Origin of the sequence: Streptococcus oralis, from assembly GCF_003942875.1 — a bacterium.
GTDB lineage: Bacteria > Bacillota > Bacilli > Lactobacillales > Streptococcaceae > Streptococcus > Streptococcus oralis_BX.
In genome coordinates this window covers 53,447-74,978 of record NZ_RMVK01000003.1, presented here as the reverse complement: position 1 = coordinate 74,978, position 21,532 = coordinate 53,447, and the positions used below count along the sequence as shown (strand labels likewise).

Annotated in this window: 27 protein-coding genes; 10 read left to right on the top strand and 17 right to left on the bottom strand. The window is 40.5% G+C overall.

Features of this window, described 5'->3' with window-relative positions; genetic code table 11:
• Window positions 1–122: 122 nt before the first annotated feature.
• The gene (gggC, locus tag D8844_RS04025) at window positions 123–1,670 is read left to right on the top strand and encodes a streptosactin export ABC transporter GggC (RefSeq protein ID WP_000946536.1); all 1,548 of its coding nucleotides are present in this window, start codon (window positions 123–125) and stop codon (window positions 1,668–1,670) included.
• A gap of 52 nt (window positions 1,671–1,722) precedes the next feature.
• Here gggC and D8844_RS04020 read toward each other — a convergent pair whose 3' ends face one another.
• Window positions 1,723–2,418: an LrgB family protein gene (locus D8844_RS04020; RefSeq protein WP_125422080.1), complete on the bottom strand. Its 696-nt coding sequence runs from the start codon at window positions 2,416–2,418 to the stop codon at window positions 1,723–1,725.
• On the bottom strand, window positions 2,415–2,789 hold the full coding sequence (locus tag D8844_RS04015) for a CidA/LrgA family protein (RefSeq protein WP_033688263.1): 375 nt from the start codon (window positions 2,787–2,789) through the stop codon (window positions 2,415–2,417). Before D8844_RS04015 ends, D8844_RS04020 begins: the two co-directional genes overlap by 4 nt.
• A gap of 196 nt (window positions 2,790–2,985) precedes the next feature.
• Between D8844_RS04015 and D8844_RS04010 the strand changes: the two genes are divergently transcribed.
• From D8844_RS04010 to queF, 7 genes are all read left to right on the top strand, one after another.
• Window positions 2,986–3,366 carry a MarR family winged helix-turn-helix transcriptional regulator gene (locus tag D8844_RS04010; protein ID WP_042768552.1) on the top strand — a complete coding sequence of 127 codons (381 nt, stop codon included), beginning with the start codon at window positions 2,986–2,988 and terminating at the stop codon, window positions 3,364–3,366.
• A gap of 97 nt (window positions 3,367–3,463) precedes the next feature.
• Window positions 3,464–3,685, top strand: a complete 222-nt coding sequence (locus D8844_RS04005) for a DUF4649 family protein (RefSeq protein ID WP_049478690.1) — start codon at window positions 3,464–3,466, stop codon at window positions 3,683–3,685.
• A gap of 15 nt (window positions 3,686–3,700) precedes the next feature.
• Window positions 3,701–4,015: a thioredoxin gene (gene trxA, locus D8844_RS04000; RefSeq protein ID WP_001029581.1), complete on the top strand. Its 315-nt coding sequence runs from the start codon at window positions 3,701–3,703 to the stop codon at window positions 4,013–4,015.
• Window positions 4,016–4,217: 202 nt separating this feature from the next.
• Window positions 4,218–4,871 carry a 7-cyano-7-deazaguanine synthase QueC gene (gene queC, locus D8844_RS03995; RefSeq protein ID WP_049478689.1) on the top strand — a complete coding sequence of 218 codons (654 nt, stop codon included), beginning with the start codon at window positions 4,218–4,220 and terminating at the stop codon, window positions 4,869–4,871.
• Window positions 4,871–5,314: a 6-carboxytetrahydropterin synthase QueD gene (gene queD / locus D8844_RS03990; RefSeq protein ID WP_049478688.1), complete on the top strand. Its 444-nt coding sequence runs from the start codon at window positions 4,871–4,873 to the stop codon at window positions 5,312–5,314. Before queC ends, queD begins: the two co-directional genes overlap by 1 nt.
• The gene (queE, locus tag D8844_RS03985) at window positions 5,307–6,023 is read left to right on the top strand and encodes a 7-carboxy-7-deazaguanine synthase QueE (protein ID WP_049478687.1); all 717 of its coding nucleotides are present in this window, start codon (window positions 5,307–5,309) and stop codon (window positions 6,021–6,023) included. The genes queD and queE overlap by 8 nt, the downstream gene beginning before the upstream one ends.
• A gap of 17 nt (window positions 6,024–6,040) precedes the next feature.
• Window positions 6,041–6,532, top strand: a complete 492-nt coding sequence (gene queF, locus D8844_RS03980) for a preQ(1) synthase (protein ID WP_000082582.1) — start codon at window positions 6,041–6,043, stop codon at window positions 6,530–6,532.
• 57 nt (window positions 6,533–6,589) lie between these two features.
• Here the strand turns inward: queF and D8844_RS03975 are convergent, their stop codons facing one another.
• The 9 genes from D8844_RS03975 to D8844_RS03935 all read right to left on the bottom strand — a co-directional run bounded on the left by D8844_RS03975 (window position 6,590) and on the right by D8844_RS03935 (window position 13,543).
• Window positions 6,590–7,258 (bottom strand): MIP/aquaporin family protein, encoded by a 669-nt coding sequence (locus D8844_RS03975; RefSeq protein WP_070568291.1) that lies wholly within the window; start codon window positions 7,256–7,258, stop codon window positions 6,590–6,592.
• Window positions 7,259–7,367: 109 nt separating this feature from the next.
• Window positions 7,368–8,159, bottom strand: a complete 792-nt coding sequence (locus D8844_RS03970) for a DUF2785 domain-containing protein (protein WP_125422077.1) — start codon at window positions 8,157–8,159, stop codon at window positions 7,368–7,370.
• Window positions 8,160–8,281: 122 nt separating this feature from the next.
• Complete coding sequence (locus D8844_RS03965) at window positions 8,282–8,596, bottom strand: hypothetical protein (protein ID WP_125422074.1); 315 nt, start codon at window positions 8,594–8,596, stop codon at window positions 8,282–8,284.
• Window positions 8,590–9,006 (bottom strand): hypothetical protein, encoded by a 417-nt coding sequence (locus D8844_RS03960; protein ID WP_070568281.1) that lies wholly within the window; start codon window positions 9,004–9,006, stop codon window positions 8,590–8,592. The genes D8844_RS03965 and D8844_RS03960 overlap by 7 nt, the downstream gene beginning before the upstream one ends.
• On the bottom strand, window positions 8,994–10,277 hold the full coding sequence (locus tag D8844_RS03955) for a Tle-like phospholipase domain-containing protein (RefSeq protein ID WP_070568277.1): 1,284 nt from the start codon (window positions 10,275–10,277) through the stop codon (window positions 8,994–8,996). The genes D8844_RS03960 and D8844_RS03955 overlap by 13 nt, the downstream gene beginning before the upstream one ends.
• 9 nt (window positions 10,278–10,286) lie before the next feature.
• Complete coding sequence (locus D8844_RS03950; protein WP_000745947.1) at window positions 10,287–10,964, bottom strand: hypothetical protein; 678 nt, start codon at window positions 10,962–10,964, stop codon at window positions 10,287–10,289.
• A 136-nt stretch (window positions 10,965–11,100) separates the two neighbouring features.
• Window positions 11,101–11,817: a hypothetical protein gene (locus tag D8844_RS03945; protein WP_025172971.1), complete on the bottom strand. Its 717-nt coding sequence runs from the start codon at window positions 11,815–11,817 to the stop codon at window positions 11,101–11,103.
• Between the two features lie 220 nt (window positions 11,818–12,037).
• A complete protein-coding gene (locus D8844_RS03940) occupies window positions 12,038–12,736 on the bottom strand; it encodes a hypothetical protein (protein WP_000746966.1) in 699 nt (232 codons plus the stop codon).
• 135 nt (window positions 12,737–12,871) lie between these two features.
• Window positions 12,872–13,543 (bottom strand): hypothetical protein, encoded by a 672-nt coding sequence (locus D8844_RS03935; RefSeq protein WP_000745946.1) that lies wholly within the window; start codon window positions 13,541–13,543, stop codon window positions 12,872–12,874.
• A 191-nt stretch (window positions 13,544–13,734) separates the two neighbouring features.
• Here D8844_RS03935 and D8844_RS03930 point away from each other — a divergent pair, with 191 nt between their 5' ends.
• On the top strand, window positions 13,735–14,703 hold the full coding sequence (locus D8844_RS03930) for a hypothetical protein (protein ID WP_125422071.1): 969 nt from the start codon (window positions 13,735–13,737) through the stop codon (window positions 14,701–14,703).
• 91 nt (window positions 14,704–14,794) lie between these two features.
• Here the strand turns inward: D8844_RS03930 and pepF are convergent, their stop codons facing one another.
• From pepF to D8844_RS03900, 6 genes are all read right to left on the bottom strand, one after another.
• Window positions 14,795–16,591 (bottom strand): oligoendopeptidase F, encoded by a 1,797-nt coding sequence (gene pepF, locus D8844_RS03925; protein WP_125422068.1) that lies wholly within the window; start codon window positions 16,589–16,591, stop codon window positions 14,795–14,797.
• A gap of 10 nt (window positions 16,592–16,601) precedes the next feature.
• The gene (locus D8844_RS03920; RefSeq protein ID WP_125422065.1) at window positions 16,602–17,345 is read right to left on the bottom strand and encodes a 16S rRNA (uracil(1498)-N(3))-methyltransferase; all 744 of its coding nucleotides are present in this window, start codon (window positions 17,343–17,345) and stop codon (window positions 16,602–16,604) included.
• Window position 17,346: 1 nt separating this feature from the next.
• Window positions 17,347–18,297, bottom strand: a complete 951-nt coding sequence (prmA, locus tag D8844_RS03915) for a 50S ribosomal protein L11 methyltransferase (protein ID WP_125422062.1) — start codon at window positions 18,295–18,297, stop codon at window positions 17,347–17,349.
• 136 nt (window positions 18,298–18,433) lie between these two features.
• Window positions 18,434–18,868, bottom strand: coding sequence for an NUDIX hydrolase (locus D8844_RS03910; RefSeq protein WP_000421346.1), 435 nt, complete (start codon window positions 18,866–18,868; stop codon window positions 18,434–18,436).
• Window positions 18,869–18,917: 49 nt separating this feature from the next.
• Window positions 18,918–19,460 (bottom strand): hypothetical protein, encoded by a 543-nt coding sequence (locus D8844_RS03905; RefSeq protein WP_076984747.1) that lies wholly within the window; start codon window positions 19,458–19,460, stop codon window positions 18,918–18,920.
• A gap of 37 nt (window positions 19,461–19,497) precedes the next feature.
• Window positions 19,498–19,968, bottom strand: a complete 471-nt coding sequence (locus D8844_RS03900; protein ID WP_125422059.1) for a DUF3013 family protein — start codon at window positions 19,966–19,968, stop codon at window positions 19,498–19,500.
• Window positions 19,969–20,083: 115 nt separating this feature from the next.
• Here D8844_RS03900 and D8844_RS03895 point away from each other — a divergent pair, with 115 nt between their 5' ends.
• Window positions 20,084–21,355: a replication-associated recombination protein A gene (locus D8844_RS03895; protein WP_125422359.1), complete on the top strand. Its 1,272-nt coding sequence runs from the start codon at window positions 20,084–20,086 to the stop codon at window positions 21,353–21,355.
• Window positions 21,356–21,532 lie beyond the last annotated feature (177 nt).

The window sequence follows — 21,532 nt, the reverse complement described above, 5'->3', positions numbered from 1 at the left end:
AGGTCTAGCGACTCTGTATCGCTAGATCTTTTCTTTTAGATATATTGTATGAAAATGTGGATAAAAAGGAGTATAATAATTTTAAAAGTGATTACTGTATATTGATAAGGAGGGAGCTCTTTATGCTTAGAACGTTTGTTGCAAAGAAACACTTAACACTTTACTTCTTTTCGATTGCAATCACATGGCTGGAAGCGATTATTACGCCAGCGCTCATTCAGAGTATCGTTGCTAGTTTTACCAATCAAGAACTGGAACTTCTTTGGAAAGTGTTGATTCTGGGAATCCTTGGAAACCTCATCCTCTTACTGGGGCTAGCTGGAAAACGCTATTACTACGCTCGTTTGATTACTGATTTCAGATATGGAATTAAAAGCGCTATTTTCAAGCGATTCCTCAGCGGTTATGATATTGATGAAAAGGATATTTTGTCTGATTTAGAAAACGACGTCAACCAGTTAGAAAAGAGCTATATTGAGCCAACCGTTATCATTATTTCTTCTCTTGGTTTCACAACCGTCTCCATTCTATATGCCCTGTGGACTAATTTTTACCTAGGCTTGATTTTTATTCTCTTCTACTCCGTCCCTGTCCTCTGTAGTGCCATCGGATCTAAGCGTTTAGATTCACTTTCTGAAAAGCGGTCCACTATTAACCAGAGCTACTTATCAAGCTTGACAAATTTTATTGGCGGTAGCCAACAGATTCGTCATTATCAGGGACAGGACTTCTTTTTTGCTCGCTATCAAAATCAGTTACAGACTAGTTTGGATGCGGAAATACGATATGAGAAACAACGTACCCTAAACAGTCTCTTTATCAATAGCATCGATGCCTTTTGCTCCGTTGCCCCTATTGTCATTGGCGGTTTTATGACCTATTATGGTTATTTAAACGCAGCTAGTTTTGTAGCCATTTATCTCGTTTCTCATAATATTGGCTATCAATTCCAAGAATTAGCCTACTTTACTAACACCCGAAAAGCAACTCAATACCTCTGTGAAAAGTACCAAGTACTTTTCACAAATTCTAGTCCTATTTCTACTAGCACCTTCCAAAACATTTATCCCGTCCAACTAGAGAATATCTCTCTAGAAAAAGAGGGACAGGTCCTTTTATCCCCTCTTTCCATGCACATCAAGAAAGGAGAAAAGATTGCCATTATCGGTGAAAGTGGCTCTGGAAAAACGACTTTACTCAATATCATTCATGGAGAGTTGGCTGCGACCAGTGGACGGATTGCATTTGCTGGCCAAAGCCTATCACGCCAAGAAATCACGAGCGTTAGCTCCTATATCCTCCAAGATAGCCATTACTTTGACACGCTGTCTCTGGAAGACAATATCCTTCTAGGAATGACTAAAAAGCAAGAAAGGTTGAATCATATCCTCAAGACAACTGGTTTAGAACATTTGAAAAATCGAACTCTTAGCAACGATAGCCTGTCTGGTGGCGAGAAACAACGACTCGAAATCGCTCGCGCGCTCTATCACGACAGCCAACTCATCTTGGCTGATGAGATTAAGGCCAATCTTGACTTAGAGAATAGCAAAAAGATTAGCGACCTCCTCTTCTCGCTACCTCAGACAGTCATTGAAGTCATTCACCATTATACAGACGAGGACTTAAAACGCTACGACCAAGTCATTCATTTAAGCAAAGAAAAGTAAATCCTTACAAAATAAAATTGGAAAAAAGCAAGGAACTCAGCTTCCTTGCTTTTTAACTCAATATCAAACTGGCTACGATGGGGCTGACAAAAACATAAAGAATACCGGTGACACCGATAGCCAAGCCACCCATGGCTCCTGCTACTGAGCCGTATCGAAAGGCTGTTCCCGTTCCGACAGCATGACCTGTTCCTCCAAGAGAAAGTCCCACAGCCACTGGGTCATCGATCTTCAACCATTTCAAAAGGGTTGGTCCGATTACACTAGTCAAAATCCCAGTTGCCACTACGACGACCAAAGTCACAGTCGTCAAACCTTGCAATTTTTCTGTGATTCCCACTGCCATGGCGGTTGTCACTGACTTGGGAAAGAGAGAAATGGCTAGGAAAAAGTCCATGCCAAATATTTTCGCTACTATGGCAGTGAAGCTAGTATTGACAACTACTGCTAACAGACTACCAAAGAGAATACTCCGAGCATGGTGCTTCATCAAGTGAAAACTCTTATAAAGCGGAATCCCTAGAGCCACGGTCGATGGGACAATCAAGTTATTCAGATAAACCCCACCTTGGTAATAATCTTGATAATAAATACCCGTCGCCTTAAGGAAAATAATGATAAAAATAGCTGACAAAAGCAGGGGCGTAGTCAATGGATGGGGAAAACGTCTGTAAATCAAGATCCCCACTAGATAAGCTAGAATAGACAGCGCAAGCCCAAACAGAGGATTGGAAACAAATTCGCTCATTTGGCATCTCCTTTCTCATAATCTCCCTCAAATCGTCTCTTGATAAACTGAACCACTAGGGCAATAAGGATAATGTTGATGACAGCCGCAAAAAAGACAATCAAGACGATAGGAAAAAGATAAGGAGCAATCACATCAAACTTTTCCATGATACCCACTGCTGGTGGCAAAAAGAGAATGGTCATATTGGCCAGCAAGAAATTCCCGACCATGTTGACATGTCTGGTCCTTAGCCACTTGAACTGTAAGGCTAGAAAGAGAATAATCAAACCGATAATACTGCCTGGGATGGGCAGATGAAAGAAACTGGAGATTCCCTCACCGATTAGAGAAATCACAAAGAGAATCATTAATTGAACATATAATTTCATCCTAAACTCCACGAAATAGACTTCTTGCATACCAGTTTACTCTTTTTTCAGAAAATTTCAAGGAAATATTGAAATTCTTCTTTCTTGCAAGGATTAGTTAAAAGTAGTATAATCATTGCATGCGCAATCATCTTGTGTTACAAAGATAATCAGTAATGACTTTGTGATTTTTACTTTGAAAAGAAAGGAGAAAGCAATGACCTATTTGGAAAAGTGGTTTGACTACAACCGCCGTCAAAAGGAAATGGAAGCCTTGTTGGAAGAAACTATTGCCCAGCAGAGTGAACAAAGGTTGACCTTGAAAGAGTTTTACCTACTCTACTATCTGGACCTAGCTGATGAAAAATCTTTACGGCAGATTGACCTGCCAGATAAACTCCATCTCAGTCCGAGCGCTGTTTCTCGAATGGTGGCTCGCCTGGAAGAGAAAAACTGCGGTTTGCTTAGTCGCCGGTGTTGCGATCAGGATAGACGGGCTAGCTTTATCTGCCTGACTGACGAGGGACAGACAACTCTAGCTTACCTGCAAAAGGCTGTCGAAGAAAGACTGGAGACGAGTCTTGATTTCATTTCATAATCATATTTTCTAGAAAAGTTGCGTGCGCAATCATTTTTCTTGACATTCCTCTTTTCAAGGAGTACAATAAAGTCAAGATCGAACAAAGGAGTTTTATATGATCGAAATTACCTACCTAGACGCCAGCAAGCAAGAGAGAACCATGACTTTCGAGTCTTACCAAGACTTTGAACGTTCTCAACATGCCTGCCTCATCGGCGTCACAGACTACTACCCTGTCCAAAAATTAACCTACAATGGTCATGATTTGGACTACCATGGGACTTATGGAGATGTCTTCTTCTATCTCATGAAAAAAGATTTAAGCCAATATAACTAAAAAAGGAGAAATACAATGGCAAAAGCAATTACAGATGCAACATTTGAACAAGAAACAAAAGACGGTTTGGTCTTGGTAGACTTCTGGGCAACTTGGTGTGGTCCATGTCGTATGCAAGGTCCAATCTTGGATAAATTGTCTGAAGAACTTTCAGAAGATGTCTTGAAAATCGTTAAAATGGATGTTGATGAAAATCCAAACACAGCTCGTGCTTTTGGAATCATGTCTATCCCAACCCTTCTCTTCAAAAAAGACGGCCAAGTGGTGAAACAAGTTGCAGGTGTTCATACTGCAGAACAAATCAAGGCCATCGTTGCTGAATTGAGCTAATCACACGAGAGACCAAGTGCTTCATTTGGTCTCTTTTTTCTTGCTCTTTGCCATTTTTCAAAAAATATGCTAGACTGTAGGTAGAATATTACGATGTTTGGGACATGCCATCGCTAAAAAAAACCTCTACTTGGTATTTTTTAGCTCCCCTCAAGGGAGCTTTTTGCGTGCTCTGAACATTTCCCATTTTGGAAGGAGTACTATGAAACGTCAATCAGCCTTGGTCGTCTTTAGTGGCGGTCAAGATTCCACAACCTGCCTCTTTTGGGCTAAAGAACACTATGAAACAGTCGAAGCCGTCACCTTTGCCTACGGCCAACGCCATCATCTCGAAATTCAAGTTGCTAGAGAAATCGCTAAGGAACAAGGCATTCGTCATCACATCTTAGATATGTCTCTGCTGGGACAAATCACTGAAAATGCCCTGACCTCTGATCTGGAGATCGAGCAAAAAGAGGGAGAGGTTCCCAATACCTTTGTTGACGGCCGCAACCACCTCTTTCTATCCTTTGCAGCAGTTCTTGCCAAGCAACGTGGCATTAAAGATATCGTGACAGGTGTCTGCGAGACAGACTTCTCAGGCTACCCTGACTGCCGGGATGTCTTTGTCAAATCTCTTAATGTCACCCTCAACCTTGCCATGGATTACGACTTTGTTATCCAAACACCTCTCATGTGGCTAGATAAGGCTGAAACTTGGGAATTAGCCGACCAACTCGGTGCCTTTGACTACGTTCGTGAAAAGACCTTGACCTGCTACAATGGGATTATCGGAAGTGGCTGTGGAGATTGTCCAGCCTGCCACCTACGTCAGCATGGTTTAGATGTTTATCTTTCACAGAAAGGAGAGGGCTAATGTTTTTTGCTCCCAAAGAAATCAAACAGGAAACTGGGGAATCTCTTGTCTACAATCCTCACAGAACCTTAGTTTCAAAAGAGTTTACCTTCGATGCTGCCCACCATCTCTTTCACTATGAGGGAAAATGCAAATCCCTGCACGGCCACACTTATCATCTGCAGATTGCTGTCAGTGGATTTTTAGATGAACGTGGCATGACCTACGATTTTGGAGATATCAAAGCTATCTACAAGGACTTCTTAGAACCCCATTTGGATCATCGCTATCTCAATGAAACCCTGCCTTATATGAACACGACTGCTGAAAATATGGTTTACTGGATTTTCCAAACCATGAGTCAAGAGTTACCAGATGAGCGCAGTCTCCGTTTGGAATACGTTCGCCTCTATGAAACTCCGACTGCCTTTGCAGAGTTTAGACGGGAGTGGTTAGATGACTAGGGAACGTGTCCTCAAACTACCGGTTCTGGAAATTTTTGGCCCAACCTTTCAAGGTGAAGGTCGTGCTATCGGGCAGAAAACCATGTTTGTCCGCACTGCTGGTTGCGACTACCACTGCGACTGGTGCGACTCTGCCTTTACTTGGGATGGTTCTGAAAAACCTACTCGTATGACAGCTGATGAAGTCATTGCTGCCTTAGATAAGCTAGGAAGCTACGACTACGTCACTCTGTCTGGGGGAAATCCTGCTATCCTAGCAGCTAACATGGCTCAACTCGTCACCAAGCTCAAGGAACGTGGTGTCACTCTGGCAGTTGAGACCCAAGGCTCCCGCTGGCAAAATTGGTTAAAAGACATCGATCAGGTCACTCTGAGCCCCAAACCCCCTTCATCAAAGATGGAAGTCAACTTTGAGACCTTGGACTTTATCGTTTCCCAACTAGATCCAGACAAGGTCACCTTTAAAATCCCTGTCTTTGACGATGCCGATTTGGCCTTTGCCAAAGAGGTTCAAGAACGCTACCAACCAGATGTCCTCTTCTTATCAGCAGGAAATCCTGAGCCCAAGGCTACAGGCAATATTGTCCAAGACCAACTGGATCGCCTCAAAGAACTCTGGGAACATGTCGCTGCTGACGATAGCTGGGGCAATGTCCGCGTCCTTCCTCAACTCCATACCCTCCTCTACGACAACCAACGTGGTGTTTAAATTAGAAAGAAAAAATCATGTCACAACAAGAAGAAATGAAAAACCTAAGCCTCCTCGGCAACAAAGAAACCAACTACATTTTTGACTATCAACCAGAAGTCCTCGAATCCTTTGACAATCGTCATGTGGAAAATGACTATTTCATCAAATTCAACTGTCCTGAATTTACCTCGCTTTGTCCTATTACGGCTCAGCCAGACTTTGCGACCATTTATATTTCCTACATTCCTGACAAGCTCTGCGTCGAGTCAAAATCCCTCAAACTCTACCTCTTTAGCTACCGAAATCATGGGGATTTTCACGAAAACTGTATCAACACCATCGGGAAAGACTTGGTCAATCTACTAGACCCTCGCTATTTAGAAGTCTGGGGAAAATTCACTCCGCGCGGTGGCATCTCAATCGACCCTTACTACAACTACGGTAGACCTGGAACCAAGTATGAAGGCTTGGCAGAACAGCGTCTCTTCCAACACGACCTTTATCCAGAGAAAATTGATAACCGCTAAACAGATACGAAAAAGCCCTGTTCCTCAAGCTGAGGAGCAAGGCTTTTTGAATTTCAATTATTCTTCTGTTCCAAGGAAGTTTTTCGCAACAAGAGCTGCAAGAACGCCACCAACGATTGGGGCAAGGATAAAAATCCATACTTGTTGAAGGGCTGCACCACCTACCAAGACAGCAGGAGCCAAGCTACGAGCTGGGTTTACTGAAAGTCCAGTAATGTTCAATCCCACAAGGATCATGGCCATCAATGACAAACCGATTACCAAACCAGCGATTGCGCCATTGCCCTTGCTTGCTGATGTTACCGTCATGATAACTAGGACAAACAAGAAAGTTGCGATAACTTCAAACAAGAAACCGCCAAAGACAGTGACACCGTTTGCCAAGGCATTTTCACCAAGACTAGCAGTTGACATGCCTGAGTTAGACAAGAGGAAGAATACTGCAGCTGACGCAAGGAAAGCTCCAACTACTTGTCCAAGGATGTAGTTTACAAGTTCTGAAGATGACAAACGTTTGTTTACAAACATAGCGATCGAAACTGCTGGGTTCAAGTGAGCACCTGAAACAGTTCCGATTGAGTAAGCTGCAACCACAATTGCCAAACCAAAGGCAAAAGCAATTCCAAGGTGTCCAAGGCCATTAAGACCATTTCCAAAAACAACAGCTCCTGTTCCAATGAACACAAGCATAAATGTACCGATTAATTCAGCAACAAATTTTTTCATGATAAATCTCCTTTTTTCAAACTATGTATTAGTCTATCAAAAGAAGGAAAGGGTTTCAAGAAAATTGATTGGAAAGTTATTTGAAAATCATGAAACGACTCGCTTATCCTTAGTACTGAAAAGATTGAATGGCTTCTTTCAAGGCATCTTGTAAACTATTTTTCTGGTCAAGTTGGATATAGACTTCCAACAGACAGGATCTGAAGTTGGAAAATTTATAAAAATCTTCCCTGTCTTCTATCGGAAAGTCAATAGTTTTTATCCAAGAAGCTACTTGTTCTTGCCCTAATTTCCCTTGCAAAATGGGTTCATAAAGTACTCTCGCTAACCGCCAATCCTCATCATTTGTAAAACGAATGGTAATTCTTTTAAATAGTTGACCCAGTACATCAAATACTTCAGAAACTCTGTTACTAGGAAAATCTGGATGACAAACGACTTCAGTCAAGAGATCCGCTCCATGCGCAAAAGCGTGAACCCAACCATACTGACTTGAAAATCCTGTCGTATCCTTTTCTTTTTTTAGGTAATACAAACCTTGAGATAGCATAGCATTTCTTATATCAGTTTTTAAACCTTTATAGAAAAGAGAGTGCTCGTTACCATCTGCAGACAAAAGATTGGCATAAATAAGCGCCCTAAAAGAACGTTTAAGAGCCGAAACTCCTCTACTATCAATCTCTTTGTATAGACCTTCATCAGAGGAGATCTCTTCTGAAATAAACTGAAATTGCTCAAGGGAAAACAACTCTTCTTGAATCCCTCTAGCCAAACTCGTAAAAACAAGTTCGTCTCGAATTTCTGGAGAGGGATCTCCCAAATGCTCGAGCAACCACTGAATTTCTTCTCGACTATAGCTTGGTTTTTCTTCTGTCACTTTTCTTTGTAATTTTTTACGCATCTCAAGTACCTCTACTTTTCTAGTAACTTATCAAAAAGCCATCCGAAGATGACTTTGAAGAGGAATATTTGGAAAAATAGTTGGAGGGGGAAATCGAGAAGGAATAGGGCATGGTTAAAACACTATTTTTTCTTTTTCGGAGTTAAATCTTCAAAAGATGTACTATTTTTACTAACAGCCTCGCTAATTGCTTTTTGTCCTAAACCATTAATTGAACTATCCATTTGAGCTGCTAAAGTCGTTACAGCAGTCTTATTTGTCATAGCAAGAACCCCTATCTCCTCATCGTACTTATCTACAATACCTTTTCTACCTGATTTTATAGGAGGAGCACAAAATGCTTTGATAGCTGCTCTTTCTAATGTTTTTTTGATTTCTCGTCTGGCTGATTCTGACATAGGTCCAATCAAAGCATCTATGACTAAATCCACTAGCATTTCTTCTGCCTCCTTTCTAACTCATATAAGTCTTTTCTTTGACTATAACTCTCTTCTAACTCTTTTTCTAAGCGAGAGCGCTCTTTTCGGTACTGAGTCTGCAACTCTTCATCTTTTGCCTCTATTTTAGCATATTGACGAAGATACTCACTCCTTGTCTCAACTGAATAAGATTCTAAGAGTATCAGAAATTGGTGGCGCGCGCTCTCATCTCCAGAATTCTGTCTACCAAAATCATAAGCAATGTTTTCAAACTCCTCATATAATCTGGTCAACTGAGAACGATTATCATACAAATTTTCATAAGATTCTTCTATTTTCTTCTTAGCAGTTCTATAGTCATCCTCCAAGGACAAAAGACCATCTTCTTGCTTTTTTATTTTAATTTGAATTTCTTCTAGTTTGTCCATTGATTAATATCCCTTGCCAAGCTTTCATCTCCTTCAACTGCTTGTTCAACACCCTTCTGAATATTCGTTTCCAAATCCGTAAAGGCTTTTACAATCTCAGCTGATTTACTTACTTTTTTATCAAAATGTCTCTGAGTCTGCCCCACAATACTATCATACGTTACCCCAGCTTCTGCATAGACATCCTCTATCTCATCATAAGTTAACTCTGTGACGAACCACGGAACTTCTTTACTTTTATCGTAGAGTGTTTCTGCATCCGCAACTGCTTTTTTCGCCACTGCCTCAATCTCGTTGTGTCCGTTGCTGACACTCTCTGTCATTGCCGTCGCAACAGCTGTTGCTTGGACGCTGTCCAAGAAAAACATCTCATGGCTACTTATACTACCATCTGATAAAAATTGGGTACTCAACTGCTTTAGAAGTCGATTTTTGACACCTTGTAATTTCTTCAGAGTTTCATAGTTCTTCTTTTCAAGTCCAGTCATCTTCTCTGGACTCTGATTTTCCAAAATATCTTTGATTTGGTTAATTTGATTTTTATCACCCGTAATATCTGGATCAATACTGTGCCCACCGGAATTTTCAAGCAGATAATCTTCCCCCAAGTATACACCTAAAAAAGGTTTTGAGATATTGTTAAGAAAGTCATCTTGAGTCCGGATTCGTACTACTTGACCTGTGAATGTCTTTTGTTTATTGATTATCTTCTCCCTTGCCGAATCCCACGGAGTCAGATAATCTATGATTTTATCTTTAGATTCGATAAGACCTTCTAAATAGAGAGGCGCTGAGTTATATACCACAGTACGCGGAGCGTTATACTCTAAGGCCACCCTCTGAGCGATGTTACCTCCTAAAGAATGTCCAGTTAGAGTAATATTATCCCCATATCTCTGTCGAATCCTTTCATAAAATTTGAAAGCTTCATCATAATGAAAACCGAGCGCCATGGCTATACTACCGACATCTGTAGCGACATCCTTGACTATATCCGCATTAGGATTCGTTCCCGTATAGGCAATAATCACCTCTCCACTGTCCTTATCTAGGAAGGCTGTACCACTCGTCCCAGTAAAGTCATCATGAAAATCATCTAGATACTGGAGGTTAGAGGGGAGAGGTTTACTTCTGTCTACTGCATTAAGAAGTTGTTTTCTATCATCATGTCCAATTTCAGGTTGATTAACTCGCACATTCTCAAATTCGTAAGTCAGATTTGCTGCATCTAGAGTAGCAATACCACTATTCGCTGTATCCTTTTTACTCATACTTCTCTCCTAATTCGATACTCTCTCCTTAAAATAATAGCCATCATTAAAATCAACAGTAACAGAATAATAATAAAAGTCATCTAACCTCAAAGAACTACCAAATCCTAGCACTGTTTCAGCTTGTTGCTGTTTATTAAAATATTGGTTAATCGTTGTGTTTTTAATAATATAATCTATATCAAAAGAACCATTATTTCCATTAAAATGTTTGTTTTTTAATGATAATTTACTTAAAAACTCTTTATCTATACCAAGTTTTTGAAACAAAAAACCATCAAACTTCCATATTCTTTTAGCGGTTTCTTCATCAGAAAAAATAAATTTGTTGTCTATATATTGAACACTTACTACCACTTCATCGCTTTTTGGCGCATCTTCCTTCGCTGGGCTTTTAGCAAGAGTACCCGTTATTGTATGCGATGTTGCATCACCTTTCAGCTTAATTTCTGTAATAGAATCATCAATTCCATCACTTTTCTTTTTGAAATAGACCTGCTCAATCTCAAATCCTTCCGGAAATTGCTTAAACAAATCAAACAAATTCTCGGTTGGATAGACACGACTGACCTCAGAGACTTTGTTCTCAATCCATGCTCGACTATTTTTATTTTCTCCACACCCTGTTAATCCTATCATTATCAATCCTCCTAAAAGTAACATTGTGAGAAATATGCGTTTTTTCATAACCCTCTCCTTACTTATGATATTCAATAAAACAACTAATCATAGTTCCCTTATAGTATACCATAAAAGAAACATTTCCTTGCTATCTTATTAAAATTCGTTAGTCAGATTAGAAGCATCTAAGGTCGGCACATTACTATTTGGCATCTATCTTCTTCATACTCTTACTTTTTCCTGTTATAAGTTCTGAATGAGATATATTTTCTCCGTCAAAAACCACAGGATAACCGTATTCATAGCCAATAGTTGCAGAGTGGTCTGCACTAATAAAAAGGTCTAACGATTCACTTGATTGTATATGGAAGTAATCCTGAATAATTTTACTATTTACATTTTTATAAGTAATAGAAGCATCACCAGTCTCCCAATTATAGTACGTTTTTTTGAGTTCCAATTGAGACAAAATTGCTTTATTTAGTTCTAACTTTTGAAATAAAAACCCATCATAAAACAAATCATCTTTAGAAACTTCTGGATTCAAAAATTCCAATCCTTTTTCAGTGTACACAACACGGCTTTCTAAAAGCACTTTTTCTTCATAAGGATTACCTCGAGCTTCTATTCTTTTAAAATTACCAGTTATTTCTTTTGTTTCTGCATTTCCTACGAGTTCAATCTTCTGATAACGAGAATAGTCCTTCGTCTCATCGTAGGTATCAATACTTCTAATCTCAAACCCTTCCGGAAATTGCTTAAACAAGTCAAAGAGATTTTCAGTTGGATAGACACGACTAACCTCAGAGACTTTGTTCTCAATCCATGCTCGACTGTTCTTATTTTCTCCACATCCTGCCAATCCTATCATTATCAATCCTCCTAAAAGTAATATTGCGAAAAACGCGCGTTTTTTCATAACCTTCTCCTTATTTATGATATTCAACAAAATAGCTAATCATAGTTCCCTTATGGTATACAATAAAAGCAACATTTCCTTGTATCTTATTCAAATTTACAAGTCAGATTCGCTGCATCCAGAGTTGGAATTTCACTGTTAACCGATTCTTTTTCACTCATTCTTTCGCATGCTCCTTATTTATAATCAGGTCAATCAGGATGTTTTAAATGTTAGCAAATTAATTAGAAACACTATTTCTATCATCTATCCAACTTGAAACTATCTCACTCATTCCATCATTTGGGTTATCCTTAAAAGCAATATTAACATTCAATCGATAACCTTTTGTATTATTATAAGATTCCGCTCCACTTATTGATAAAATGTGTTCTCCATTTGAATTAAGGAAATTATTTATTGTAGAGTCATCACTAATATAATAGATTTCAAACACATTGCGATTTGAAAAATATTGAAACTTTTCAAGCTTCATTTGAGATAAAACATCTCTATTCAAACTTAATGTTTGGAATAGAAAACTTTTATAACCCCAAATTTTTTCCGCTACCTCATTGTTAGAAAATATAAATTGACCATCTTTATATTCTACATCAACATGGTCTTTCACTTCTTCTTTATATGGTTCGGTAGATATTTTTATAGTCTCTATCTTTCCTTTTATGGTTTGATTTTCTGCATCTCCATCTAAGGAAACTACTGTTCTGAGCGAATCCTTATAGAATGTTTGAGTAATATTAAACCCTTCCGGAAATTGCTTAAACAAATCAAAGAGATTTTCAGTTGGATAAACACGACTGACCTCAGAGACTTTGTTCTCAATCCATACTCGACTGTTCTTATTTTCTCCACATCCTACCAATCCTATCATAATCAATCCTCCTAAAAGTAACATTGCGAAAAACATGCGTTTTTTCATAACCTTCTCCTTATTTATGATATTCAACAAAATAGCTAATCATAGTTCCCTTATAATATACCATAAAAGCAACATTTCCTTGCATCTTATTCAAATTTATAAGTTAGATTAGAAGCATCTAAAGTTGGAATACCACTACTCACCATTATTCAACTCTCCATTAGACACTGTTTCTCTAAAATAATAACCGTCTTTGTAATCAACAACAACAGAATAATAGTAATAATCATTACTCTGCAAAGAGCTTCCAAATTCTAATACGCCATTTTTAAGACCATCCATTTTAAAAAATTTGTTTATTATTGGATTATTCACACTATAAGATATGTCAAAACCATTAGTTACACTGTTATAACTCTTATTTTCTAATTTAAACTCAGATAAAATACTTTTATTAATCGTTAATTCTTGAAACAGAAAACCTTTAAGTTCCCAAATTTCCCTCGCTCTTTCTTCATCTGAAAAAATAAATTGCTGTTCTATGTAATTAACATCTATAATGTCTGTCTTTTTTTCTAACTTTAAATCTTTTCGAATTAATTTACCAGTTATCGTCTTGAACTGACTATTTCCGGTTAAGTATATTTTTATGCTAACTTTATCATTCATGTATACTTGATAGACCTCAAACCCTTCCGGAAATTGCTTAAACAAGTCAAACAGATTCTCGGTTGGATAGACACGACTGACCTCGGAGACTTTGTTCTCAATCCATTCTCGACTATTTTTATTTTCTCCACACCCTGCCAATCCTATCATTATCAATCCTCCTAAAAGTAACATTGTGAGAAATATGCGTTTTTTCATAACCCTCTCCTTGCTTATGATAATTAATAAAACAACTAATCATATTTCCCTTATAGTATATCATAAAAGGCTGATATGACTGTTTCATCTATGATGTTAAAATCCTGTCTAATTCATTTTAAAACACTGTAATCCTAAAGGTCATGATATAATAGCCAATGAATAACAAGCATTACTTGAAGGAGAAATGTATGAAAAAATCGTTCAGACTTTGTTGCCTAGCTTGTGTGACAACACTAGCCTTAGCCCTTGGTGCTTGCTCATCAAAGCCATCTACTAGTTCTACAAATAATTCAAACAATCAGGCCTCTACCTATCACAAGAAAGATGTAACTGGTCCTGCCGCTTCATTTGACTGGAATGCCAAAGTTGAACCTACCAACTATGAGAGAACCTTTGTTGAAACCAACAGTGGCAGTCAATTTAATAAAACTCTAGATCGCACGAAAGAGGCGGCTGAGAATCTTGAAAAAAAGAAAAAGGAAATTTCTGATCCTAAGGTTCAAACAGCCCTCAAATTAGTGGATGCTGTCTTTGTCAATCAAGAAAATTTTGACCTAGTTGTGAAATCAGCGGGTGCTAGCAATCAAGAAGAGTTATTTGATAAGATTTGGAACGAATATTTAGTCCCTGAGTTAACTAAAATCCGTCCGAATTTTTCAAATGATACCATCTTTGAGTATAAGGGAGAAAAATATCCTCTCAAAATTTATGCACCAATGTTTTTCAAGGTCAACACCAATGCATTAGGAAAAGCAGGTGCCTATACTCTTGAGGACTATAAGGTAGAAGGCGACCTGGTTTATTTGAAATTTATGTCCCCATCTGTAGATACTTACCAATATGAAGTCAAAGCATCCTATCACACAGACAGTCTCGAATTCTTTCAAGGACTGGCAGAAGAACAACAAAAGGTTCTTGAAACAGACTATGCTAAAGCTCTAAATATTCGATTTGTTTATCAATTAGCGGCGCTTGATTTTAAAGCAAATAACTATGTCGACTTAGAGGGAATGGATTATCTTGATCGTAACACTCATTACCTCGCCATAAAAGTGGATAATAATGGAGAAGCTAGCCTTGATAATGAAAATCTCGCCAACCTTTTACAAATTAGCATGAAGGCTTCAAATGAAGCCAATAAAGGAAAATTTGAATAAATCTTTAAATCATGAAAAAATCACCTAAAACAGGTGATTTTTGTGTATTCATCTTATCGATAAACCGTCTTAAATCCGACACTGGATACCCTTACTCTCCCAACTCAGCACTGTATGCGATAATCTGGTCAACTGTGTCTGATAAGAACTGGATGGTATCACGGAGTGGTTTATCTGTTGAGATATCGGCTCCGATAATCATGGCTGACTCAAGTGGTGTCTTACTGCCACCTGATTTGAGGAGATTGAGCCAGTCTTCGGCTCCAGTTTCTGAATGTTTCAGATGAAGATAACCCGCAGTCGAGATGACAAGTCCGGCTGAGTAGGTGTAGCTATACAAGCCCATGTAGTAGTGGGCCTGACGCATCCAAGTCAAAGCCGCATCGTCGTCAATTTCAATGGCATCTCCCCAAAAATCCGTCAAGACTTCCTTCATAATGCTGTTAAGTTTGCTTGCTCCGAAGGTTTCTCCTTCTTCAATCAATGTATAAACCTTGCGCTGGAAGGCTGCTTCTAAGAGGTGGGTAATAAAGTTATGGAAGTAGGTGTCTGTCAAACGGTGAGCAAGGGCAAAACGTTTTTGACGCGGATCATCAGACTGGTGCTCCAAGTAATCACTTAAAAGCAATTCATTGAAGGTTGATGGCGCTTCGACGTAGTAAGTCGACATATGGGCGTTGAAGTAACTTTGGTGATTATCTGAAAAGATGAATTGACCAGAATGCCCGATCTCATGAATCAAGGTATAGACATCGCTCAAACGGCCTGTCCAGCTCATAAGGACATAAGGGTGCACGCGATATGGATCCGCCGCATAACCGCCAGAATCCTTGCCACTATTGGCAGCGAAGTCCACCCAACGTTCTTCTTGATAGCGAGCAACTTCCTGACAATATTCTTGTCCCAAAGGTTCTACTGACTTCATGACCAAATCATAGGCATCGTCAATAGTCACCTCAGGATTAAGAGCGCTATCCAAGTCCAATTTCCAGTCTGCAAAGGTCATCTTTTCAAGACCATTGACCTTGGCAACATGCTTGAGGTATCTCTGAGCAACTGGCGCAAAGTCCTTCATGATGAGGTCAATCTGACGGTCAAACATGGCACGGTCCACTTCTTGCTCAGCTAGAAGATAATCAAAAACCGAGTCGTAGCCCTTCATATCTGCCAACAGTTTTTCAGACTTGACCTGAGCTAAGTAGGCTGCCGCAGCCGTATTTTGGTGCTTACGAAGTCCCTCTGAGAAAGAACGGAAAGATTTCTCACGAACCTCAGCGTCCTCGTGGTTTTGGTAGAAGTTTTCGTAGGTCACAAAGCTGTTTTTGTAGATTTTTCCATGGGCTTCAAAGTCAGCCATTTCAAAGTCCCCAGCTCGCATCTTAGTATAAATGTCCTGTGGACTGTAAAAGACTTCACCCAGATTTGTCAAGGCCTTCTCCACATCAGCCCCTAGATAGTGGGCTTTTTTGATTTTAGCCTGACGAATGGCTGCCGTCAAGTGAGGCAATTCACCCAAACGGTCCAAGACTTCCTCGTCTGCTGCCACCAAGGCGTCGTCAAAGAAGGTCAAGGCTACACTAGCATCAGTTTCAAATTCCATCCCAGCCTGGGCAATATTGGCAAATTCTTCATTGCTATAGTCTGTCGTCTGAGGCATAAAGGCGTAATTGCCAATATGACTCATCTGAATGTAGATTTGTTCCAATTCAGCAAAGGCCTTTTCAAACTCCTCAAACGTATGAAGATTCCCCTTGTAGTCACGGCTAAAGTGGTTGATATCTTCGCGCGTTTTCTCGATTGCTCGCAAGAAATCCTCACGGTCTTGGTAAAGGGCGGTTAAATCCCAAAGTTCCTTCTCTGGAAATTCTGAACGGTGTTTTTGTTCCATTTTCTTCCTCTTATTTCTCTAATTCTACTAAAACACTAAGAGCAGATAAGGCGTAAAGTGGTGCTGTTTCTGCTCTTAATATACGAGGTCCAAGACCTGCTAAAACAGCTCCTTTGGCTTCAAAACTTTCAATTTCCGCAGGTGATAAACCACCTTCTGGACCAAAGATAAAGAGCAATTTGACTCCTTTTTCAAGGTCACTAACTGCTTGTAAAAGAGCAGCTGATTCTCCTTCTTTAGCCGACTCTTCGTAGGCCACTACGATAGAGTCAAATTTGTCTAGTTGCGCTAAAAAATCTGCTTTTTTTTCGAAAAGTTTGATACTTGGGACCAGATTACGCTTGCTTTGCTCTGCTGCTCCAAGGGCGATTTTTTCTAGTTTTTCGGCTTTCTTGCCCAATTTCTTACCATCCCACTTGGCAACTGACCAATCTGCTGGAAATGCCCAAATCTGACTAGCACCCAGTTCCGTTACTTTTTGAGTGATAAACTCCAGCTTGTCTCCCTTAGGGAAGCCTGATGCGATGGTCACTTGGACTGGTAGTTCTACATTGTCAGCTAACTCTTCAACCAACTCAAACTGACGATTTTCCACATCTAGCACGCGCGCCAAGCGCTTAATGCCATCATCAAAGACCAAGGTAACCTCATCATCTTCTTTCAGCCGCATGACCTGAAACATGTGCTTGCTGGTTTCCTTGTCCTCGATAGTGACAGGAGAGATTGCACTGCCTTTGACAAAATACTGCTGCATGCTAGCCTCCAATCACACCAGAGATATCTTTGGTTTTCTTGAAGACACAGGCATTCCACTCCCCTTGGATCATGTGGGTTTCAAGGAAGAAACCAGCTGACTCAGCTGACTCACGTACCATGTTCCACTTGTCCTTGATAATGCCACTCATGATGAGATAGCCTTCATCCTTGACCAAGCGATAAGCATCATCCGTCAGATGAATGAGAATATCCGCTAAGATATTAGCCACAATCACGTCTGCCTCAATCTCAACCCCCTTAAGCAAATCTCCAGCAGCAACATGGATATTTTCCATGCCAGGGTTGAGCTCAATATTTTCCTGAGCCACACGAACAGCCACGTCATCCAGGTCATAGGCGAAAATTTCCTTAGCACCAAGAAGCGAGCTGGCAATAGAAAGGACACCTGAACCAGTTCCCACATCTAGCACCGTTTCGCCACCACGAAGAACCTGCTCCAAAGCAAAAAGGCTCATCTTAGTGGTTGGATGCGTTCCTGTCCCGAAGGCCATACCAGGATCCAACTTGATAATCTTTTCTCCCACAGTCGCCTCATAGTCCGTCCAGGACGGCACAATGGTCAAATCATGAGTAATGCGGGCGGGCTCATAGTATTTCTTCCAGTTGTCAGCCCAGTCTTCCTCAGCCAAGTCAGTCGTGCCAACCTTGACCTCTCCCAAATCCATAAAATCCGTCAATTCTGCTAGACGAGCCTGCAAATCAGCTTCAACCACTGCCACATCAACCGTATCAGGGTAGTAGGCGGTCACTACAATTTCTTCTTGTTGCTCAACCTCTGGGAAAATCTCGCCAAAGCGGTCCACATTTCCCACATAGTCCATGCTGTCTTCAATCGCAACACCTTGCGCTCCCAGCTCAATCAAGAGATTAGAGACCAGCTCCTCTCCCTCACGCTTAACCGTTACTTTTAACTCTTGCCATGTTTTCATAATTAAGATACCAAGCCCGTCATGCACAAAGCCAAATAGGAAATTCTCTGAAGACGCTTGTGTCTATGAGAAGTTTATCTTTTTGGCACAGTGTTTAGGGCGGGTTCAGTTTAGAAATTTAACCGAACCATCCTTTCTATTCACTTTCTTTTAAATAATCCCTCAATCTCGCCTGTAGCTGAGGCACAGCTTGTTTAGAATTCAAAAATTCCTCAATGCTCATCAGCTTATAAGCCTGTCCTTCATCTCCAAAGTTGATATTGTCGAATTGTTCTTGACTTAGCTGACCGACCATAAAGACAGACTGCCGACCTTCATAGAGCATGCTGGGGTAGACCTTGCTCCAGAGCAGGCAATCCTCAGTCAGATGAATTCCTAGTTCTTCATAAACTTCACGCGCTGCGCACTCGAAAGGACTTTCGTCCCCTTCGCGACCACCACCTGGCAATTCCCACATATTGGGCCAAGGGATATTGTCCTTGTCATCACGCAAGATGGTCAGTAGCTTATCTCCACAAAAGAGGGCAATTTTACAACCCGTAAAATCCAAGTGTTTATCCAATAATTCCATGATGATGACCTTTTCTTATCATAACTACTACTCTATAGAAAACCCCTAGCTAGCTTTCTTCAATCACCTTTTGGCAATCTGCATCCCAGTATGCCTGCCATCTACCATGTTTTTTAGCAAAATAAACGGTAAACTCATCATTTACATAATCTGCAACATAGCGAAGATTAGGCGGATTTTCCTCAAAACTTAATACCCAAGGATGGAAGTAAAATGTCCTTTCCCACCTCTTCTGAGTATAGCCCAAATCCTTGGCAAACTGAGGGATGGGTTGTTGCATCTCACTTTCCAAACAAGACTGAATGGCATTGTCAATACTATTTAAACGAGCTAATAGTTGTTGAAACTGCTCTTCTTCCTCCGTCTTAAAACCAACTAGAAATTCAAATTCCGCAAAATCTTCAGGAAATTCAAGTTCTGTGATTTTACCATCCTCTGCGTAGCGTCCCTCCTCATTAACGAGGCGACGAGTTCCAAACTTCAATACTCGCTCGAAATCTAGATCCGCAAAGCGATTGCGAGGAAGAGAAGAGGAAGAAAACTCAGATTTATCTGACTTTCTCATAAAAATTTGTTTGATTTTCTCTAACATGCTCTCTCCTCTTTGAATTCCTTATTTTTAAAGTTTCCTAGTATCTCGGATAAGGGTAAAATTCTCCTTCTTCCAAACCGACTTTTCCTTCTTCAAAGACTTCTTGGTTCCATTCCATGACGAACTCTTCTGCTTCTGGGTCTTCCAAAAAGTCCATGAGGGCATCCAGCCCAACCTCGGCAGTATCTTTGAGGAAAAGTGCAAAATAAGCTAAAAATTCACGAGAAAATCCTTTTTTAGGCAGGTAAGGGATGACCGTCAAATAGTCTTCTTCATTGACTGTTGACTTGGCAGGATTGTAAAAGAGTACCGCTTCCTCAAAGAGGATATCGTCTGACGAAACCTCTCCGTCCTCATCCAGCATCTCTATACCAGCAGCATTTTGCGCTTCCAGTAAAAAACTCACTTCAACCGCGTGATTGCGCTTGTCCCAACTAATCTCATAATCAAAAGGAAAGTTCTTGTCCAACTCCTCCTCTAAAACATCTAAAAATCCGTATGTTGCCATTTTGTCCTCTTTCTATGCGACTCTTTAATCGCCCCGATTGCTCGGAAATATGCTAAAATAGATACTACCATCTTACCACATATACATCAGAAAATCCATGTTAGAAAGGACTGCTATGCCAGACAATCTCGCGCTTCGCATGCGCCCAAAAACCATCGACCAGGTCATTGGTCAGAAGCATCTAGTCGGACCTGGAAAAATTATCCGTCGCATGGTGGAAGCAAATCGTCTGTCCTCCATGATTCTCTACGGACCTCCAGGTATTGGAAAGACCAGTATTGCCTCTGCCATCGCTGGAACGACCAAGTATGCCTTTCGGACCTTTAATGCGACAGTCGATAGTAAAAAGCGACTGCAAGAAATCGCGGAAGAAGCTAAATTTTCAGGTGGTCTCGTTCTATTACTAGACGAAATCCATCGTCTTGACAAGACTAAGCAAGATTTTCTGCTCCCCCTCTTGGAAAGTGGTCTGGTCATCATGATTGGTGCGACGACTGAAAATCCCTTCTTTTCTGTCACTCCAGCCATTCGTAGCCGTGTTCAGATTTTTGAGTTAGAACCCTTGTCTAATCAAGATGTAAAAGGAGCGATTCAAATCGCTCTAACTGACCCTGAGCGTGGTTTTGATTTCCAAGTAGAGCTAGATGAGGATGCACTGGATTTCATCGCGACCTCTACAAATGGAGACCTGCGTTCTGCCTTTAATTCACTAGACTTAGCCGTTCTCTCTACTCCCGAAAATGACAAGGGTATCCACCATATCACACTGGATATCATGGAAAACAGCCTCCAACGAAGCTATATTACTATGGACAAGGATGGGGACGGTCACTACGATGTCCTCTCAGCCCTGCAAAAGTCCATTCGTGGCTCGGATGTCGATGCCAGTCTCCACTACGCGGCCCGCTTGATTGAGGCTGGAGATTTGCCCAGTCTCGCTCGTCGTTTGACCGTCATCGCTTATGAAGATATCGGTTTGGCCAATCCTGAAGCTCAGATTCATACTGTAACTGCTCTAGATGCTGCTCAAAAGATTGGCTTCCCAGAAGCTCGCATTCTCATTGCCAATGTCGTGATTGACTTGGCCCTCTCTCCAAAATCCAACTCAGCCTATGTGGCCATGGACAAGGCCCTTGCTGACCTCAAAACATCAGGTCATTTACCTATTCCGCGCCACCTGCGCGATGGCCACTACAGTGGAAGCAAGGAACTAGGGAATGCGCAAAACTATCTCTATCCGCACAACTATCCTGGAAACTGGGTCAAGCAGGACTATCTGCCAGAAAAAATTAAAGATCAGCACTACTTCACTCCGGAAGATACTGGCAAATACGAACGGGCTTTAGCTCAACGCAAGGAAACCATTGATAAATTACGGGACTTGTGAAATCCTTTTCAAATAATTGCATTTTCCTCTTGATTTTTTTTGAAAAAGTGGTATCATATAAACATAGAAACGCTGTGGTGTACGACTTCACACTTAAGTGTTGACCGACTATTTTTTGTATTATTAGGGAAACAAAAGTCTTCTAACAGCATGTAGGCCGTCTCACACGGAAACAGC

What these genes read in the sequence shown, in the direction of transcription:
- gggC (WP_000946536.1), top strand. Translation starts at nt 123, where the DNA reads ATGCTTAGAACGTTTGTTGCAAAGAAACACTTAACACTTTACTTCTTT.
- D8844_RS04020 (WP_125422080.1), bottom strand. Translation starts at nt 2,418, where the DNA reads ATGAGCGAATTTGTTTCCAATCCTCTGTTTGGGCTTGCGCTGTCTATT.
- D8844_RS04015 (WP_033688263.1), bottom strand. Translation starts at nt 2,789, where the DNA reads ATGAAATTATATGTTCAATTAATGATTCTCTTTGTGATTTCTCTAATC.
- D8844_RS04010 (WP_042768552.1), top strand. Translation starts at nt 2,986, where the DNA reads ATGACCTATTTGGAAAAGTGGTTTGACTACAACCGCCGTCAAAAGGAA.
- D8844_RS04005 (WP_049478690.1), top strand. Translation starts at nt 3,464, where the DNA reads ATGATCGAAATTACCTACCTAGACGCCAGCAAGCAAGAGAGAACCATG.
- trxA (WP_001029581.1), top strand. Translation starts at nt 3,701, where the DNA reads ATGGCAAAAGCAATTACAGATGCAACATTTGAACAAGAAACAAAAGAC.
- queC (WP_049478689.1), top strand. Translation starts at nt 4,218, where the DNA reads ATGAAACGTCAATCAGCCTTGGTCGTCTTTAGTGGCGGTCAAGATTCC.
- queD (WP_049478688.1), top strand. Translation starts at nt 4,871, where the DNA reads ATGTTTTTTGCTCCCAAAGAAATCAAACAGGAAACTGGGGAATCTCTT.
- queE (WP_049478687.1), top strand. Translation starts at nt 5,307, where the DNA reads ATGACTAGGGAACGTGTCCTCAAACTACCGGTTCTGGAAATTTTTGGC.
- queF (WP_000082582.1), top strand. Translation starts at nt 6,041, where the DNA reads ATGTCACAACAAGAAGAAATGAAAAACCTAAGCCTCCTCGGCAACAAA.
- D8844_RS03975 (WP_070568291.1), bottom strand. Translation starts at nt 7,258, where the DNA reads ATGAAAAAATTTGTTGCTGAATTAATCGGTACATTTATGCTTGTGTTC.
- D8844_RS03970 (WP_125422077.1), bottom strand. Translation starts at nt 8,159, where the DNA reads ATGCGTAAAAAATTACAAAGAAAAGTGACAGAAGAAAAACCAAGCTAT.
- D8844_RS03965 (WP_125422074.1), bottom strand. Translation starts at nt 8,596, where the DNA reads ATGCTAGTGGATTTAGTCATAGATGCTTTGATTGGACCTATGTCAGAA.
- D8844_RS03960 (WP_070568281.1), bottom strand. Translation starts at nt 9,006, where the DNA reads ATGGACAAACTAGAAGAAATTCAAATTAAAATAAAAAAGCAAGAAGAT.
- D8844_RS03955 (WP_070568277.1), bottom strand. Translation starts at nt 10,277, where the DNA reads ATGAGTAAAAAGGATACAGCGAATAGTGGTATTGCTACTCTAGATGCA.
- D8844_RS03950 (WP_000745947.1), bottom strand. Translation starts at nt 10,964, where the DNA reads ATGAAAAAACGCATATTTCTCACAATGTTACTTTTAGGAGGATTGATA.
- D8844_RS03945 (WP_025172971.1), bottom strand. Translation starts at nt 11,817, where the DNA reads ATGAAAAAACGCGCGTTTTTCGCAATATTACTTTTAGGAGGATTGATA.
- D8844_RS03940 (WP_000746966.1), bottom strand. Translation starts at nt 12,736, where the DNA reads ATGAAAAAACGCATGTTTTTCGCAATGTTACTTTTAGGAGGATTGATT.
- D8844_RS03935 (WP_000745946.1), bottom strand. Translation starts at nt 13,543, where the DNA reads ATGAAAAAACGCATATTTCTCACAATGTTACTTTTAGGAGGATTGATA.
- D8844_RS03930 (WP_125422071.1), top strand. Translation starts at nt 13,735, where the DNA reads ATGAAAAAATCGTTCAGACTTTGTTGCCTAGCTTGTGTGACAACACTA.
- pepF (WP_125422068.1), bottom strand. Translation starts at nt 16,591, where the DNA reads ATGGAACAAAAACACCGTTCAGAATTTCCAGAGAAGGAACTTTGGGAT.
- D8844_RS03920 (WP_125422065.1), bottom strand. Translation starts at nt 17,345, where the DNA reads ATGCAGCAGTATTTTGTCAAAGGCAGTGCAATCTCTCCTGTCACTATC.
- prmA (WP_125422062.1), bottom strand. Translation starts at nt 18,297, where the DNA reads ATGAAAACATGGCAAGAGTTAAAAGTAACGGTTAAGCGTGAGGGAGAG.
- D8844_RS03910 (WP_000421346.1), bottom strand. Translation starts at nt 18,868, where the DNA reads ATGGAATTATTGGATAAACACTTGGATTTTACGGGTTGTAAAATTGCC.
- D8844_RS03905 (WP_076984747.1), bottom strand. Translation starts at nt 19,460, where the DNA reads ATGTTAGAGAAAATCAAACAAATTTTTATGAGAAAGTCAGATAAATCT.
- D8844_RS03900 (WP_125422059.1), bottom strand. Translation starts at nt 19,968, where the DNA reads ATGGCAACATACGGATTTTTAGATGTTTTAGAGGAGGAGTTGGACAAG.
- D8844_RS03895 (WP_125422359.1), top strand. Translation starts at nt 20,084, where the DNA reads ATGCCAGACAATCTCGCGCTTCGCATGCGCCCAAAAACCATCGACCAG.